Annotated in this window: 17 protein-coding genes; 14 read left to right on the forward strand and 3 right to left on the reverse strand. The window is 68.3% G+C overall.

Annotation, left to right across the window (positions count from 1 at the left end; genetic code table 11):
• Positions 1 to 33 precede the first annotated feature (33 nt).
• From ctaD to ACSFA2_RS00315, 5 genes are read left to right on the forward strand one after another with little or no spacing between them, the layout of a single operon-like run.
• Positions 34 to 1,674 carry a cytochrome c oxidase subunit I gene (gene ctaD, locus ACSFA2_RS00295; RefSeq protein WP_435453321.1) on the forward strand — a complete coding sequence of 547 codons (1,641 nt, stop codon included), beginning with the start codon at positions 34 to 36 and terminating at the stop codon, positions 1,672 to 1,674.
• A gap of 10 nt (positions 1,675 to 1,684) precedes the next feature.
• A complete protein-coding gene (locus tag ACSFA2_RS00300) occupies positions 1,685 to 1,795 on the forward strand; it encodes a cytochrome oxidase small assembly protein (protein ID WP_435453322.1) in 111 nt (36 codons plus the stop codon).
• A 1-nt stretch (position 1,796) separates the two neighbouring features.
• Complete coding sequence (locus tag ACSFA2_RS00305; RefSeq protein ID WP_435453323.1) at positions 1,797 to 2,420, forward strand: cytochrome c oxidase assembly protein; 624 nt, start codon at positions 1,797 to 1,799, stop codon at positions 2,418 to 2,420.
• 11 nt (positions 2,421 to 2,431) lie between these two features.
• Entirely contained in the window at positions 2,432 to 2,644 is a 213-nt protein-coding gene (locus ACSFA2_RS00310) for a DUF2970 domain-containing protein (protein WP_435453324.1), read from the forward strand.
• Between the two features lie 57 nt (positions 2,645 to 2,701).
• Complete coding sequence (locus tag ACSFA2_RS00315) at positions 2,702 to 3,583, forward strand: cytochrome c oxidase subunit 3 (protein ID WP_435453325.1); 882 nt, start codon at positions 2,702 to 2,704, stop codon at positions 3,581 to 3,583.
• Positions 3,584 to 3,663: 80 nt separating this feature from the next.
• Here ACSFA2_RS00315 and ACSFA2_RS00320 read toward each other — a convergent pair whose 3' ends face one another.
• The gene (locus tag ACSFA2_RS00320) at positions 3,664 to 3,885 is read right to left on the reverse strand and encodes a twin transmembrane helix small protein (protein ID WP_435453326.1); all 222 of its coding nucleotides are present in this window, start codon (positions 3,883 to 3,885) and stop codon (positions 3,664 to 3,666) included.
• 36 nt (positions 3,886 to 3,921) lie between these two features.
• Between ACSFA2_RS00320 and ACSFA2_RS00325 the strand changes: the two genes are divergently transcribed.
• The 5 genes from ACSFA2_RS00325 to ACSFA2_RS00345 are packed head-to-tail and all read left to right on the forward strand — an operon-like array spanning position 3,922 to position 8,161.
• On the forward strand, positions 3,922 to 4,761 hold the full coding sequence (locus ACSFA2_RS00325) for an SURF1 family protein (RefSeq protein WP_435453327.1): 840 nt from the start codon (positions 3,922 to 3,924) through the stop codon (positions 4,759 to 4,761).
• Entirely contained in the window at positions 4,748 to 5,428 is a 681-nt protein-coding gene (locus ACSFA2_RS00330) for an SCO family protein (RefSeq protein WP_435453328.1), read from the forward strand. Before ACSFA2_RS00325 ends, ACSFA2_RS00330 begins: the two co-directional genes overlap by 14 nt.
• A 6-nt stretch (positions 5,429 to 5,434) precedes the next feature.
• Positions 5,435 to 6,637, forward strand: coding sequence for a COX15/CtaA family protein (locus ACSFA2_RS00335; protein WP_435453329.1), 1,203 nt, complete (start codon positions 5,435 to 5,437; stop codon positions 6,635 to 6,637).
• Positions 6,634 to 7,548: a heme o synthase gene (cyoE, locus tag ACSFA2_RS00340; protein ID WP_435453330.1), complete on the forward strand. Its 915-nt coding sequence runs from the start codon at positions 6,634 to 6,636 to the stop codon at positions 7,546 to 7,548. The genes ACSFA2_RS00335 and cyoE overlap by 4 nt, the downstream gene beginning before the upstream one ends.
• A gap of 16 nt (positions 7,549 to 7,564) precedes the next feature.
• Positions 7,565 to 8,161, forward strand: a complete 597-nt coding sequence (locus tag ACSFA2_RS00345) for an SCO family protein (RefSeq protein ID WP_435453331.1) — start codon at positions 7,565 to 7,567, stop codon at positions 8,159 to 8,161.
• A 68-nt stretch (positions 8,162 to 8,229) separates the two neighbouring features.
• Here the strand turns inward: ACSFA2_RS00345 and rpoH are convergent, their stop codons facing one another.
• The gene (gene rpoH / locus ACSFA2_RS00350; RefSeq protein ID WP_435453332.1) at positions 8,230 to 9,174 is read right to left on the reverse strand and encodes an RNA polymerase sigma factor RpoH; all 945 of its coding nucleotides are present in this window, start codon (positions 9,172 to 9,174) and stop codon (positions 8,230 to 8,232) included.
• Positions 9,175 to 9,419: 245 nt separating this feature from the next.
• Here rpoH and ACSFA2_RS00355 point away from each other — a divergent pair, with 245 nt between their 5' ends.
• Complete coding sequence (locus tag ACSFA2_RS00355) at positions 9,420 to 9,809, forward strand: FHA domain-containing protein (RefSeq protein WP_435453333.1); 390 nt, start codon at positions 9,420 to 9,422, stop codon at positions 9,807 to 9,809.
• Here ACSFA2_RS00355 and ftsY read toward each other — a convergent pair whose 3' ends face one another.
• A complete protein-coding gene (ftsY, locus tag ACSFA2_RS00360; RefSeq protein WP_435453334.1) occupies positions 9,810 to 11,072 on the reverse strand; it encodes a signal recognition particle-docking protein FtsY in 1,263 nt (420 codons plus the stop codon). It abuts the gene before it with no gap.
• A gap of 29 nt (positions 11,073 to 11,101) precedes the next feature.
• Here ftsY and ACSFA2_RS00365 point away from each other — a divergent pair, with 29 nt between their 5' ends.
• Genes ACSFA2_RS00365 through ACSFA2_RS00375 form a run of 3 tightly spaced genes read left to right on the forward strand, consistent with a single transcriptional unit; the run spans position 11,102 to position 14,632 of the window.
• Positions 11,102 to 12,565 (forward strand): M16 family metallopeptidase, encoded by a 1,464-nt coding sequence (locus ACSFA2_RS00365; RefSeq protein ID WP_435453335.1) that lies wholly within the window; start codon positions 11,102 to 11,104, stop codon positions 12,563 to 12,565.
• An 11-nt stretch (positions 12,566 to 12,576) separates the two neighbouring features.
• A complete protein-coding gene (locus ACSFA2_RS00370) occupies positions 12,577 to 13,923 on the forward strand; it encodes a M16 family metallopeptidase (RefSeq protein WP_435453336.1) in 1,347 nt (448 codons plus the stop codon).
• Between the two features lie 34 nt (positions 13,924 to 13,957).
• Positions 13,958 to 14,632, forward strand: coding sequence for an RsmD family RNA methyltransferase (locus ACSFA2_RS00375; protein ID WP_435453337.1), 675 nt, complete (start codon positions 13,958 to 13,960; stop codon positions 14,630 to 14,632).
• Positions 14,633 to 14,654 lie beyond the last annotated feature (22 nt).

The following is a 14,654-nucleotide window of genomic DNA, read 5'->3' on the forward strand; positions in this document are numbered from 1 at the left end:
CCCCGCGACGAAGCAATTGCAAGGAACATCGACATGAGTGCAGTCCTCGACCCCCACGGTCACGCCCACCCGGACCAGGATGGCCACGCGCACGACGACCATCACGGGGCACCCACCGGCTGGCGCCGCTGGCTCTTCGCAACGAACCACAAGGACATCGGCACGCTGTACCTGCTGTTCTCGTTCACCATGCTGATGGTGGGCGGGGTGCTCGCGCTGCTGATCCGCGCCGAGCTGTTCCAGCCCGGCCTGCAGCTGGTGAACCCGGAGCTCTTCAACCAGTTCACCACCATGCACGGCCTGATCATGGTGTTCGGCGCGATCATGCCGGCCTTCGTGGGCTTCGCGAACTGGATGATTCCGCTGCAGATCGGCGCGTCCGACATGGCCTTCGCGCGGATGAACAACTTCAGCTTCTGGCTGATGATCCCCGCGGCCATCATGCTGGTCGCGTCCTTCTTCATGCCCGGCGGCGCACCGGCGGCCGGCTGGACGCTCTATGCACCGCTCACGCTGCAGATGGGCCCGTCGATGGACGCCGGCATCTTCGCGATGCACATCCTGGGCGCCTCGTCGATCATGGGTTCGATCAACATCATCGTGACCATCCTCAACATGCGCGCCCCCGGCATGACGCTGATGAAGATGCCGATGTTCTGCTGGACCTGGCTCATCACGGCCTACCTGCTGATCGCCGTGATGCCGGTGCTCGCCGGCGCCATCACCATGACGCTGACCGACCGCCACTTCGGCACCAGCTTCTTCAACCCCGCCGGCGGCGGCGACCCGGTGATGTACCAGCACATCTTCTGGTTCTTCGGCCACCCCGAGGTCTACATCATGATCCTGCCGGCCTTCGGCATCATCAGCCAGATCGTGCCGGCCTTCGCCCGCAAGAAGCTCTTTGGCTATGCGTCGATGGTGTACGCCACCTCGTCGATCGCCATCCTGAGCTTCATCGTCTGGGCGCACCACATGTTCACCACCGGCATGCCGGTGACGGGCCAGCTCTTCTTCATGTACGCGACCATGCTGATCGCCGTGCCCACGGCCGTGAAGATCTTCAACTGGGTCGCCACCATGTGGCAGGGCTCGATGACCTTCGAGACGCCGATGCTGTTCGCGGTCGGCTTCATCTTCGTGTTCACGATGGGTGGCTTCACCGGCCTGATCCTGGCCGTGGCACCGATCGACATCCAGCTGCAGGACACCTATTACGTGGTGGCCCACTTCCACTACGTGCTGGTGGCAGGCTCGCTCTACGCGATGTTCGCCGGCTTCTACTACTGGTGCCCGAAGTGGACCGGCGTGATGTACAACGAGACGCGCGGCAAGATCCACTTCTGGTGGTCGCTGATCTCCTTCAACATCACCTTCTTCCCGATGCACTTCCTGGGGCTGGCCGGCATGCCGCGCCGCTACGCCGATTACCCGATGCAGTTCGCCGACTTCAATGCGGTGGCCTCGGTCGGCGCCTTCGGCTTCGGTCTGGCCCAGGTCTATTTCTTCTTCTTCGTCGTGCTGCCTGCGATGCGCGGCCAGGGCGAGCCCGCGGCGGCCAAGCCGTGGGAAGCGGCCGAAGGCCTCGAATGGGAAGTGCCGTCGCCGGCGCCTTTCCATACCTTCGAGACGCCGCCGCGCCTGGACGCCACCGCAACCCGCGTGATCGGCTGAGCACGCTGTCATGACGCCCGAACAAAAGAAAGCCAACCGGCGCATGGGGCTCACGCTGGCCTCCATCGCCGTGCTGTTCTTCATCGGGTTTTTCGTCCGCATGGTGTGGATCGGTGTCTAGCATGGGCATCGGCCAACGCATCCGCCGCGAGAACGTCCGCATGGTTGGCAAGCTGGCCGTGGTGGCCGCCGGCATGTTCGCGTTCGGCTATGCGCTGGTGCCGCTGTACCGCGCCATCTGCGAGATGACCGGCATCAACATCCTGTCGCTGTCGGAGCTGCAGGTGCCCGGTGGCGCGGCCGGCGGCAAGGACGTCCGCGTGCCCGACAACACCCAGGTGGACACGAGCCGCACCATCACCGTCGAGTTCGACGCCAACGTGCGCGGCCTCTGGGACTTCAAGCCCGCACAGCGCTCGATGCAGGTGCACCCCGGTCAGCTGAACACGGTGATGTACGAATTCCAGAACGTGCAGAACCGCCGGATGGCGGCCCAGGCCATCCCGAGCTACGCGCCGCAGCAGGCCGCGCCGTACTTCAACAAGCTCGAATGCTTCTGCTTCAACCAGTACACCCTGGACGCAGGCGAGAAGAAGCAATGGCCGGTGGCCTTCGTGATCGACCCCAAGATTTCCAAGGACGTGAAGACGATCACGCTCTCGTACACCTTCTTCGAGGTGGGCGGCAAGACACCGGCGGCGCCGACGGCGTCGGCCACCCCGCTGGTGGCGGAGCCGCGTTCGTGATGGCCGCCGAGATGCCTGACACGCCCGAACAGCCTCGCAAGGGCTCGCTGCTGCGGACCCTCAAGGCGGTGGCCTGGGGCTTCTTCGGTGTGCGCAAGAACAGCGACTACCAGGAAGACATCGCCAGGCTGACACCGCTGCACATCGTGATCGTCGGCCTGGTCGCTGTGGCCTGCTTCGTCGGCGCGCTGATCCTGCTGGTGAAGTACGTCGTCGCCGCCTGACCCTCACGCCATCGCCATCGCCAACGAAACGACAAAAGAGAAAAAGCAGGAGCTGATATGAGTTCAACCACCCACGGCACCACGCCCTACTACTTCGTGCCCGGGCCGTCGCGCCACCCGATCATGGCGGCCATCGGCCTGTTCTTCGTGATCCTCGGCGCAGGCCAGTGGATCAACGGCCATGAATGGGGCGCCTACTCGCTGGCCTTCGGCCTGCTGTGGTGGTGGGGCGTGCTGTTCCAGTGGTTCCGCGAGGCCATCGGCGAGAGCGAGAGCGGCCAGTACAGCCACCGAATCGACCTGTCCTATCGCTGGAGCATGAGCTGGTTCATCTTCTCGGAGGTGATGTTCTTCGGCGCCTTCTTCACGGCGCTCTGGTGGACGCGCACGCATGCGCTGCCGGCGCTCGGCAGCCTCGACAACGCGCTGCTGTGGCCCGACTTCAAGGCCGTGTGGCCGAGCGTCGCGGCCGGCGTGACCGGTTCGCCGGCCGACATCGTCGAGCCGTTCCAGACCGTCGGCCCCTTCTGGCTGCCGACCATCAACACCGCGCTGCTGCTGAGCTCGGGCGTGACGCTGACGATCGCCCACCACGCGCTGCGCGCCGACCACCGGGCCCAGTGCATCCGCTTCATGTGGCTCACCGTGGTGCTGGGCATCGTGTTCCTGTGCGTGCAGGGCTACGAGTACTACCACCTCTACACCGAACTGAACCTCAAGCTCAGCTCGGGTGCCTATGGCTCGACCTTCTTCATGCTGACCGGTTTCCACGGGCTGCACGTGTTCATCGGCATGCTGATGCTGCTGTTCATCACGCTGCGCCTGCAGAAGGGCCACTTCACGCCGGAGCGCCACTTCGGCTTCGAAGGCGCCGCCTGGTACTGGCACTTCGTCGACGTGGTGTGGCTCGGCCTGTACTTCCTGGTCTATTGGCTTTGAGCGAAGAACCGACCGGCACCGAAAAAAAGCGCCGCAAGGCGCTTTTTTCATGGCGTTCGTGGACCTGGAACGAGCACGACCTACTTGCCGACGGGAAGCCCGCCGGGCTGGATGTAGCCCAGCTTCCACGCGATCAGCACGCACAGGAACAAAATCACCGACAGGCCGATCCGAACGGTGAGCGCGCGCACCATGCCGCCGCTCTTGGCGCGGCCCTCCCGCCCGTCCTTGAGCATGAAGAACAGCGCCCAGCCCAGGCTGGCCAGGATGCCCGCGAACGCCAGGGCGAGGATGTATTTCATGAAGCCCATTATCGGCCGCCAGGGCATGCCGACGTGATGCGGGAAACCGCGCGTTCCGCGTCGCCGTCATCGTCCCAGCCGCGCCGTCGTGGGCGCTTCTGGATCGTCACGCTGGCGGCGCTGCTCACGCTCTCGGCGACCGTGTCGCTCGGCCGCTGGCAGCTGTCGCGGGCCGCCCAGAAAGAAGCCCTGCAGGCCGAGATCGAGGCGCAGCGCCAGCGCCCGGCGCTCGACCAGGACGCCTTCCTCGCGATCGACAAGCCGGCCGACGCGCTGCACCGTCCGGTGCAGCTGCGCGGGCTTTGGCTCGTCGACCAGACCGTGTACCTGGACAACCGACAGATGCACGGCGTGCCTGGCTTCTACGTGCTGACGCCCTTCGCGCTCGAAGGCAGCGACCAGACGGTGATGATCCAGCGCGGCTGGGTGCAGCGCAATTTCAACGACCGGGCTCAGCTGATGCCGATCGAGACCCCGGCCGGCCTGGTCGAGGTGACGGGCCGCGTCGCGTCGCCGCCGGCGCACCTGCTGGAACTCGGCAAGCCCGCCGCCCCTGCCTCTGCTTCCGCGGCCGAAGGCGCGCCGGCCGGCCAGGCCGCGCAGCCTGCCGTGGGGTCTTCTCCCATCCGGCAGAATCTGGACCTCGAAGCGTTCCGCAGCGAGACCCGTCTGCCCTTGCGCACCGATCTCACGCTCCAGCAGATCGGCGCAGCCTCCGAAGGCCTGCAGCGCGACTGGCCGGCGCCCGCGCTGGGGGTCGACAAGCACTATGGCTATGCATTCCAGTGGTTCGGCCTCGCGGCCCTCGTCGTCATCCTCTATGTCTGGTTCCAATTCATCGCACCCCGGCGCAAGCCCCGCCATGGCGAACGCTGACGAGCCGCTGGGCCTGACCGTGCACTCGATGCCGTCGCCGAACCAGGCGCTCGATGGCAGCGAAGGCCGCCGCACCGCGATCGGCCGCTGGAAGATGATCGCCGTGATGCTGTGCTGCGCCGCGCCGGTCATCGCCTCGTACTTCACGTACTACGTGATCCGTCCGGAAGCCAAGCGCGTCTACGGCGAGCTGGTCGACCCGCAGCGGCCGCTGCCGGCCACGAGCGCGATCGCACGCGACGGCACGCCGACCACCCTGCGCGCGCTCAAGGGCCAGTGGCTGCTGGTGACGGTGGCCGATGCCGCCTGCGACGCGCTGTGCGAGCGGCAGCTGTACCTGCAACGCCAGCTGCGCGAAAGCCTGGGCCGCGAGAAGGACCGCCTCGACCGCGTTTGGCTGGTGAGCGACGACGCCCCGGTGCCGCAGCGGCTCGACAACGGCCTGCATGGCGCCACCGTGCTGCGCGTGCCCGCGGCCCAGATCGCCCAGTGGCTCGCGCCCGCCGCCGGCCACACGCTGGCCGAGCACTTTTACGTGGTCGACCCGCTGGGCAACTGGATGATGCGTTTCCCGGCGCGCATGGACACCGAGGGCGCCGGCCGCGCCAAGCGCGACCTCGACCGGTTGCTGCGCGCCTCCGCCTCCTGGGACGAGGCGGGCCGCTAGCACGCCATGGAAAGCCAGTCCCTCTACGACCTTAGCCCCATCGCCTGGCTCATGGCCATGGGCGTGCTCATCGCGCTCGGGCCGCTGGTCTGGGTGTGGCGCCGCCATGCCGGCACCGGCCCGGCGCGTCGCCTGCACGCGCTGACCGTGCTCACGCTGTTCCTCACCTTCGACCTCACGCTGTTCGGCGCCTTCACCCGGCTCACCGATTCCGGCCTGGGCTGCCCCGACTGGCCCGGCTGCTACGGCAACGCCAGCCCGCTCGGCGCGCGCCATGAGATCGCGATGGCGCAGTCGGCGCAACCGTCCGGCCCGGTCACGCACGGCAAGGCCTGGGTCGAGATGGTGCACCGCTACCTCGCGACCGGCGTCGGCGTGCTGATCCTCAGCCTGGCGGTCGCGACCTGGGTGGTGCGGCGCCGGCAACGCAAGCTGCCGGCGCGTGCGCAGGCAGCGGGCGATCCGGCCGCGCTCAGCGCCTGGTGGCCCGCGGCCACGCTGGTGTGGGTCTGCCTGCAGGGTGCGTTCGGCGCGCTCACCGTCACGCTCAAGCTCTTCCCGGCCATCGTCACGCTGCACCTGCTCGGCGCCATCGTGCTGCTCGCGCTGCTGTGCATCCAGGCGGTGCGCTACCGGCAATCGGCCGCAGCGCGCGGCCCGGTGGCGATCGCGTCGCCGCTGCGCACGCTGCTGGTCGCCACGACCGCGCTGCTGGTGCTGCAGATCGCCCTGGGCGGTTGGGTCAGCACCAACTATGCGGTGCTGGCCTGCACGCAATTCCCGACCTGCCAGGGCAGCTGGTGGCCGCCGATGAACTTCAGCCAGGGCTTCCAGATCTGGCGCGAACTCGGCATGGATGCCAACGGCACGCCGATCGAGTTCGCCGCGCTCACTGCCATCCACTACGTGCACCGGCTGATGGCCTATGTCGTGTTCGTCGCGCTCGGGGTGCTGGCCTGGCGCCTGCGCCGCGTTCCTTCACTGCGTCCGCAAGCTGGCTGGCTGGCCGGCCTCGCCTTGCTGCAGCTGGCGACCGGGCTAGGCAACGTGCTGCTCGGCTGGCCCTTGGCTGCGGCGGTGCTGCACACCGGCGGCGCGGCCGCGCTGGCGGTGGTGCTGACCTGGACGCTGTGCGAAAGCCGCCGCGCCCCGCGCGCAGCCGCCGTGCGCACGCCGGGCACCGCTTCGGGCAGGATGGGGGCCGCATGAGCCGACCGATCCCCGCCACCTCGCCCGCGAGCGCCAGCACCGCCAGCGTGCTGCGCCAGTTCTACGCGCTCACCAAGCCGCGCGTGGTGCAGCTCATCGTCTTCTGCGCGCTGATCGGCATGGTGCTGGCCGTTCCCGGCGTGCCGAGTTGGGCCGACGTGCAGCGTGGGCTGCTCGGCTGCATCGGCATCTGGCTCGTGGCGGGTGCTGCGGCCGCATTCAACTGCCTGGTCGAGAAGGGCATCGACGCCAAGATGAAGCGCACCGCCTGGCGTCCGACCGCCCGCGGCGAGTTGAGCGACCGGCAGGCGCTGACCTTCTCGGCCGCGCTCTGCGCCGCCGGCTCCGCGCTGCTGTGGTTCACCGTCAACCCGCTGACCATGTGGCTCACCTTCGCTACCTTCGTCGGCTACGCGGTGGTCTACACCGTCATCCTGAAACCGCTGACGCCGCAGAACATCGTGATCGGCGGTGCCTCGGGCGCGATGCCGCCGGTGCTCGGCTGGGCCGCGATGACCGGCGATGTCGGCCCCGAGGCGCTGATCCTCTTCCTCATCATCTTCCTGTGGACGCCGCCGCACTTCTGGGCGCTGGCGCTCTACCGCGTCGAGGACTACCGCAAGGCCGGCCTGCCGATGCTGCCCGTGACGCACGGCAACGAATTCACGCGCCTGCAGGTGCTGCTCTACACCTTCATCCTGTTCGCCGCCTGCCTGATGCCCTTCATCTACGGCATGAGCGGCTGGTTGTATCTCGCGGTGGCGGTCGCGGTGAGCATCGGCTTCAGCGGCTACGCCTTCGCGCTGTGGCGAAACTATTCCGACGCGCTGGCGCGCAAGACCTTCCGCTTTTCCCTGATCCACCTGAGCGTGCTGTTCGCGGCGCTGCTGGTCGATCACTACCTCTACTGACTTCGACGGACGCAGCATGAACAAGCGCGATTTCCTCAGGCTGGCCGGTGTGTCCGCCGCATGGGTGGGCCTCGCTGCCTGCACCGACCCCAAGCCCAGCTTCAATGCCGTCGACATGACCGGCGCCGACTACGCCAAGAACTTTGCCCTGAAGGACGCCGACGGCAAGGAACGCACGCTGGCCGACTTCAAGGGCAAGGTCGTGGTGCTGTTCTTCGGCTACGCGCAGTGCCCCGACGTGTGCCCCACGACCATGACCGAGATGGCGCAGGTCAAGCAGCAACTGGGCAAGGATGGCGACAAGCTGCAGGTGCTGTTCGTCACCGTCGACCCCGACCGCGACACGCCCGAGGTCATGAAGGCTTACATGGGCGCCTTCGACCCAGCCTTCGTCGCGCTGATCCCCACGCAGGAGCAGCTCGCGGCCATGGCCAAGGACTACAAGGCCTATTACAAGAAGGTCGACGGCAAGACGCCGACGAGCTATTCGATGGACCATTCGGCCGCGAGCTACATCTACGACACGCAGGGCCGACTGCGCCTGTACGCACGCTACGGTGCGGGCGTGGCGCCGATGGTGGCGGACGTGCAGGCGCTCATCAAGCAGGGCTGAGCGAACGCTGCGCCCACAAAAAAGCCCGGTGCATGCACCGGGCTTTTTCGCTGGAAGGAAGCGCAGGCTCAGGCGTAGTCGGCCAGCGCCTTCTTCATCTTCTTCATCGCTGCCACTTCGATCTGGCGGATGCGCTCGGCCGAGACGCCGTAGTCGGCGGCCAGTTCGTGCAGCGTCATGCCGCCCGAGCCGTCGTCGTTGACCTTGAGCCAGCGCTCTTCCACGATGCGGCGGCTGCGGTCGTCCAGCGCTTCCAGCGCGGTCGAGATGCCGTCGCTCGACAGCCGATCGCGGGCACGCGATTCGAGCTGAGCGGTCGGCTCCTGCGTGGCGTCGGCCAGGTAGGCGATGGGGCCGAAGGCGTCGTCGCCGTCGTCCGAGGGCGACGGGTCGAGCAGCACGTCGCCACCCGACAGCCGCATCTCCATCTCGAGCACTTCCTCGCGCTTGACGTTGAGCTTCTCGGCCATCTGCGTGACCTGGCTGTCGGTCAGCGTCGCGCGGTGCGTGTCGCCATCGGCGGCGGCATCGTCAGCCTTGAAACCCTGCTTCATGGAGCGCAGATTGAAGAACAGTTTGCGCTGGGCCTTGGTCGTCGCGACCTTGACCATGCGCCAGTTCTTCAGGATGTACTCGTGGATCTCGGCCTTGATCCAGTGCATGGCGTAGCTCACCAGCCGCACGCCCTGGTCGGGGTCGAAGCGCTTGACGGCCTTCATCAGGCCGATGTTGCCCTCCTGGATCAGGTCGCCGTGCGGCAGCCCGTAACCCAGGTACTGACGGGAGATCGAGACGACCAGGCGCAGGTGCGACAAGACGAGCGCACCGGCGGATTCGAGGTCGTTGTGGTCGCGCAGACGGCGAGCGAAGCCCTGCTCTTCTTCGAGCGTGAGCATCGGCAGGCGGTTGGCGGCCGAAATGTAGGCGTCCAAGTTGCCCAGCGGCGGCACCATCGACCAGGGATTGGCGACGGCGAGTTGATGGGTCGTAGAGGCTCCAGACAGACTTGTCATTGGGGAAACTCCTTTGTTGATCGACATATTAGCACTCGGTTAGAGGGAGTGCTAAGACAAGGGTTCCACAAACGCGAGGGTCCAGATGGGCACCGAATTGTTCCCAAAAGTTCTCATTTTTAAGCCCGCTTCACAGTTCAGCAGGCTCTGTCAAATGATTGTTGCGGAAAAATGGCAGCCGGCGCGACCGATGGTGCGCCGGCGCCCGAAGAGGCGTTTTTCCAACAGCAAGGGAGTTCACAGCCATGCCACGCCTCATCATCATGTCCAAGGCCGGGACCCCCCGGCAGGTCAACCTGGCCGAGGGCCGGACCACCATCGGTCGAACCGACCGGAACACCCTGGTGTTCGACAGCCCCCTGGTCAGCCGTGCCCACGCGGCGATCGACGTCGTGGGCGTTTCCGCCACGGTGACCGACCTGCGCAGCAGCAACGGCACGCTGGTGAACGGCCGCAAGATCGGCGTTCACCAGCTGAAGAACCGCGAGGTGCTGGAGATCGGCGACGTGCAACTGCGCTTCCTCTCGGCGGCGGATGCCGCACCGGGCGCCGAGCCGCTGAGTCTTGCCCCGCAATCGGACTTTGCCGCCTTCGATGCGAGCGCCTACCCGCGCACCATCTTCCCGCGCCGCTGATCAGCCGAGCAGGGCCTGCGCGAATTCGCGCGCGTCGAAGGTCTCGAGGTCTTCCAGCTTCTCGCCCACGCCGATGAAGTAGACCGGGATCGGCCGCTCGCGGGCGATGGCGCACAGCACGCCGCCCTTGGCCGTGCCGTCGAGCTTGGTGACGATCAGGCCCGTGAGGCCCAGCGTCTCGTCGAAGGCCTTGACCTGCGCCAAGGCGTTCTGGCCGGTGTTGCCGTCGATCACAAGCAACACCTCGTGCGGCGCCGTGGCGTCGGCCTTGGCCACCACGCGCTTGATCTTCTTGAGCTCGTCCATCAGGTGCAGCTGCGTCGGCAGCCGGCCCGCGGTGTCGACCAGCACCACGTCCTTGCCGCGCGCACGGCCGGCATTGACGGCGTCGAAGCTCACCGAGGCCGGGTCGCCGCCCTCGTTGCTGACGATCTCGACCGTGTTGCGGTCGGCCCAGACCAGCAACTGCTCGCGTGCCGCCGCCCGGAAGGTGTCGGCCGCGGCCAGCAGCACCGAGGCGCCTTCGTTCGCCAGGTGCTTGGTGAGCTTGCCGATGGAGGTGGTCTTGCCGGCCCCGTTGACGCCAGCCACCATGATCACGGTCGGCGTGTACTGGCCGATGACCAGCGGCTTTTCCAGGGGGCGCAGCAGGTCGGCGATGGCTTCGGCCAGCAGGCGTCGCACCTGCTGCACGTCGGTCGCCATCTGCCGCTTGACGCGGCCGCGCAGGTCTTCCAGCAGGAATTCGGTCGCCTTCACGCCGGTGTCGGCCATCAGCAGGGCGGCTTCGAGCTCTTCGTAGAGCGCTTCGTCGATCTGCGCATTGACGAAGACGGCCTGGATGCCGGTGCCGGTCTTGCGCAGGCCGGTCTTGAGCTTGTCGAGCCAGCCGGTGCGCGAGGGCGGGGCGGGCGCGACGACGGGTGCGGAAATCGGCGCGGGGGCCTGTGTCGCCACGGGCGTGGGTGGCTGCACCGGTACCGGCGCAGCGACGGGTGGCGTGGGCGGCACGACCGGAAATGCTGGCACCGGTGACGGCGCAGGCACGGGCGCCGGCGGCAGTGAGGGCGGCGGAGGAGAAGGGGGGGCCAGCGGTGGCGGCGCCTCGCCCCGGAACCAGCTCGACGGCGAGAACATCGACTTGGCGGGCGGTGGCGCCACGGGCGCTTCGACGGCTGGCGCTGGCGCCGGGACAGGCGCGACGGGGGCATCGACCGGCGGGGGAGTGGCCTCGGCCGGCTTTTTCTTGAAGAAACTGAACATCAGATGGTTTTTACAATCCGACCCATTCTATGAAACACCCCTCGCCACGCCGCACAGCGTCCGGTGCGGTGCTGGCCCTGGCGCTCGTCGCGCCATGGACGGGCCCCGCCCTGGCTCAAACGCTCCAGACTCCCGCCCCCTCCACCACCGACACCCGGGCACCTGTGCCCGGTGCGTCGACCCAGGCGCGGCAATTCACCCTGTCCAACGGCATGACGCTGATCGTGCAACCCGACCGGCGCTCGCCCACCGCTGTCCACATGCTGTGGGTGCGGGTCGGCTCGATGGACGAGGTCGACGGCACTTCCGGCGTGGCGCACGCCCTGGAACACATGATGTTCAAGGGCACCAGGCACATCAAGCCGGGCGAGTTCTCGCGCCAGGTCGCGGCGCTGGGTGGGCAGGAGAACGCCTTCACCACGCGCGACTACACCGGCTACTACCAGCAGATCCCGAACGGCAAGCTGGAAGACGTCATCAAGCTGGAGGCCGACCGCTTCGCCGACAACCAGTGGGCCGACGTCGAGTTCCAGCGCGAGATCGAGGTGGTCAAGGAAGAGCGCCGCATGCGCACCGAAGACCAGCCGCGCGCGCTGCTGGGCGAGCAGCAGAGCGCCGCCGTCTTCGTCGCGTCGCCGTACCGCCGACCGGTGGTGGGCTGGATGAGCGACCTCGACGCCATGACGGCCGACGACGTGCGCAACTTCCATCGCCAGTGGTACGTACCGGCCAACGCGGCGATCGTGGTGGCGGGCGATGTCGACGTCGAGCGCGTGCGCGTCCTGGCCGAGAAGTACTACGGGCGCATCCCGGCCCGCGCTGTGCCTACGCGCAAGCCGCGGACCGAGCCCGAGCAGCGCGGCATCCGCCGCATCGAATTCAAGGCGCCGGCCGAACAGTCCTACGTGTCGCTGGCCTTCCGCGCGCCGCGGCTCGAAAGCCTCGATGGCGAGAGCGATGTCTGGGCGCTGGTCGTGCTGTCGGCCCTGCTCGACGGCTACCCCGGCGCCCGGCTCGACCGTGCGCTGACGCAGGGCCCGGATCGCGTCGCCGATGAAGCCGGTTCGTACGCCGGCCTCAGCGGTCGCGGGCCGCAGCTCTTCGAACTCGACGGCGTGCCGGCCGCCGGCAAGACGCCCGAGGCGGTCGAGGCCGCGCTGCGCGCCGAAGTCGCCCGCGTGGCCCGCGACGGCGTGGGCGCGGCCGAACTGGCCCGCGTCAAGACGCAGTGGGTCGCCAGCCAGACCTACAAGCTCGACTCGGTGATGGCGCAGGGCCGAGAGCTCGGCGCCAACTGGGTGCAGGGCCTGCCGCTGGACGCCAGCGCCCGCATCGTCGCGCAACTGCAGAAGGTCACGGCCGAGCAGGTGCAGGCCGTGGCCGCGAAGTACTTCGGCGACGACCAGCTCACGGTCGCGACACTGCGTCCGCTGCCCCCCGAAAAGAACCCGCGCCCGCGCGGCTTCGCCACGCCCGCCGGACCGCTGCGCTGAAAGACCGCCCCATGCTGACATTCAAGAAGATCGCCGGCGGTGCCGTCATCGCGAGCACCGCCCTGCTGGCTGCGCTGGGCGCGCAGGCCGCCATCCCCATCCAGCATTGGACGCTGGCCAACGGCGCCAAGGTGTACCTCGCGGCCACCGACGCGCTGCCGATCGTCGACGTGCAGATCGACGTCGACGCCGGCAGCCGGCGCGACCCGGCCGCGCAGGCCGGCCTGGCCAGCGCCAGCGCGGGCATGGTCGAGAAGGGCGTGCGCGCCAGCGACGCCGGCCCCGCGCTCGACGAGAACGCACTCGGCGAAGCCTGGGCCGACCTGGGCGCGAGCTTCGGCGCGGGCGCCGGTGCCGAGCGCACCAGCTTTTCGTTGCGCTCGCTGTCCGACCCGGCGCTGCTCGACCGCGCCGTGGCCCTGGCCGCGCGCGAGATCGGCGAGCCTTCGTTCCCCGCCGACGTGTGGCAGCGCGAGCGCGAGCAGATCAACGCCGCGTTGAAAGAGGCTGACACCAAGCCCGGCACCATCAGCGCCCGCACCTTCTCGCAAGCGGTCTACGGCGTGCATCCCTACGGCCAGGAGACGACCGAGGCGACGCTCGCGAAGATCGACGTCGAGACGATGCGCACGCGCTACGCGCAGCTGATCCTGCCGTGCCGCGCCAAGGTGAGCATCGTCGGCGCCGTCACGCGCGCGCAGGCCGATGCCATCGCCATGCGCCTGCTGTCTCGCCTGCCCGCGCAGGACGGCCGTTGCGAGCCGCTGCCGGCCGTGCCCGCCATCGCCGCGCTCGCGGCGCCGAAGGAAGAGCGCATCCCGTTCACGTCGGCGCAGGCGCATGTCGTGATCGGCCAGCCGGGCTACCTGCGCACCGACCCGGACCACTTCGCGCTCACCCTGGGCAACTACATCCTCGGCGGCGGTGGCTTCGTGTCGCGGCTGATGAACGAGGTGCGCGAGAAGCGCGGGCTGGTCTATGGCATCTCCAGCGGCTTCGCGCCCGGCCTGCATGCGGGCGCTTTCCGTGTCGGCTTCCAGACGCGGCCCGACCAGGCCGACGCGGCGGTCAAGGTGTCGCGCGAAGTGCTGGCCCGGTTCGTCGCCGAAGGCCCGACCGAGGCCGAGCTGAAGGCCGCCAAGGACAACCTCATCGGCGGCTTCCCGTTGCTGCTCGACAGCAACCGCAAGTTGCTGGGCAACGTGTCGAACATCGCCTGGAACGACCTGCCGCTGGACTACCTCGACACCTGGACGGCGCGCATGAACGCGGTCACCGTGGCCGACATCAAGGCCGCCTTCGCGCGCAAGCTGCAGCCCGAACGCATGGTGACGGTCGTGGTCGGGGCCAAGCCGTGACGACCCGGGCGCATTCGCGGGCTATGCTCGGCCCATGAAGAAGGTTCCCACCAAGACGCCTGCGAAGGTGCCGAAACACGACAAGCGCCCGCACGAAGTCCGCATCATCGGCGGCCAATGGAAGCGCACCCGCCTGGCCGTGGCCGACAAGCCGGGGCTGCGCCCCACGCCCGACCGCGTGCGCGAGACGCTGTTCAACTGGCTCGCCAGCCTGGCCGGCGTGGGCGGCGGCGAGCTGCCGGGCTGGCACTGCCTCGACGCCTTCGCCGGCACCGGGGCGCTGGGCCTGGAAGCCGCCTCGCGCGGCGCCGCCTCGGTGCTGCTGTGCGAGCAGGACGCCGATCTGATCGCGCAGCTGCAGAAGGCCAAGGCCAAGCTGTCGGCCGACGCGGTGCGCATCGAGCGCGGCAACGGCGTGACCGCGCTGGAGCGCGTGCCGGCCGGCAGCCTGCAACTGGTGCTGCTCGACCCGCCCTTCGAGAGCCCGGCGCTGTACGAGCCCGCACTGCGTGCGGCCGCGCGAGCGCTGCATCCCGACGGCGCGGTCTACCTCGAGGCGCCGCGCCAGTGGACCGACGAAGAGCTCGCCGCCCTCGGCCTCGTCGGCTTCCGCCATCTGAAGGCCGGCGCCGTGCACGCGCATCTGCTTCGGCCCCGCGCGGCCGTACCTGCTTTCGCCCCTGCCGACCCCGGACATGCCCCTGCATAATCCGCCGACCCCGGCCGCTGCG

This window comes from Variovorax cryoconiti (assembly GCF_051216395.1).
GTDB lineage: Bacteria > Pseudomonadota > Gammaproteobacteria > Burkholderiales > Burkholderiaceae_C > Variovorax.

Coding starts and splice junctions, on each gene's coding strand:
- ctaD (WP_435453321.1), top strand. CDS start 34: ATGAGTGCAGTCCTCGACCCCCACGGTCACGCCCACCCGGACCAGGAT.
- ACSFA2_RS00300 (WP_435453322.1), top strand. CDS start 1,685: ATGACGCCCGAACAAAAGAAAGCCAACCGGCGCATGGGGCTCACGCTG.
- ACSFA2_RS00305 (WP_435453323.1), top strand. CDS start 1,797: ATGGGCATCGGCCAACGCATCCGCCGCGAGAACGTCCGCATGGTTGGC.
- ACSFA2_RS00310 (WP_435453324.1), top strand. CDS start 2,432: ATGCCTGACACGCCCGAACAGCCTCGCAAGGGCTCGCTGCTGCGGACC.
- ACSFA2_RS00315 (WP_435453325.1), top strand. CDS start 2,702: ATGAGTTCAACCACCCACGGCACCACGCCCTACTACTTCGTGCCCGGG.
- ACSFA2_RS00320 (WP_435453326.1), bottom strand. CDS start 3,885: ATGAAATACATCCTCGCCCTGGCGTTCGCGGGCATCCTGGCCAGCCTG.
- ACSFA2_RS00325 (WP_435453327.1), top strand. CDS start 3,922: ATGCGGGAAACCGCGCGTTCCGCGTCGCCGTCATCGTCCCAGCCGCGC.
- ACSFA2_RS00330 (WP_435453328.1), top strand. CDS start 4,748: ATGGCGAACGCTGACGAGCCGCTGGGCCTGACCGTGCACTCGATGCCG.
- ACSFA2_RS00335 (WP_435453329.1), top strand. CDS start 5,435: ATGGAAAGCCAGTCCCTCTACGACCTTAGCCCCATCGCCTGGCTCATG.
- cyoE (WP_435453330.1), top strand. CDS start 6,634: ATGAGCCGACCGATCCCCGCCACCTCGCCCGCGAGCGCCAGCACCGCC.
- ACSFA2_RS00345 (WP_435453331.1), top strand. CDS start 7,565: ATGAACAAGCGCGATTTCCTCAGGCTGGCCGGTGTGTCCGCCGCATGG.
- rpoH (WP_435453332.1), bottom strand. CDS start 9,174: ATGACAAGTCTGTCTGGAGCCTCTACGACCCATCAACTCGCCGTCGCC.
- ACSFA2_RS00355 (WP_435453333.1), top strand. CDS start 9,420: ATGCCACGCCTCATCATCATGTCCAAGGCCGGGACCCCCCGGCAGGTC.
- ftsY (WP_435453334.1), bottom strand. CDS start 11,072: ATGTTCAGTTTCTTCAAGAAAAAGCCGGCCGAGGCCACTCCCCCGCCG.
- ACSFA2_RS00365 (WP_435453335.1), top strand. CDS start 11,102: ATGAAACACCCCTCGCCACGCCGCACAGCGTCCGGTGCGGTGCTGGCC.
- ACSFA2_RS00370 (WP_435453336.1), top strand. CDS start 12,577: ATGCTGACATTCAAGAAGATCGCCGGCGGTGCCGTCATCGCGAGCACC.
- ACSFA2_RS00375 (WP_435453337.1), top strand. CDS start 13,958: ATGAAGAAGGTTCCCACCAAGACGCCTGCGAAGGTGCCGAAACACGAC.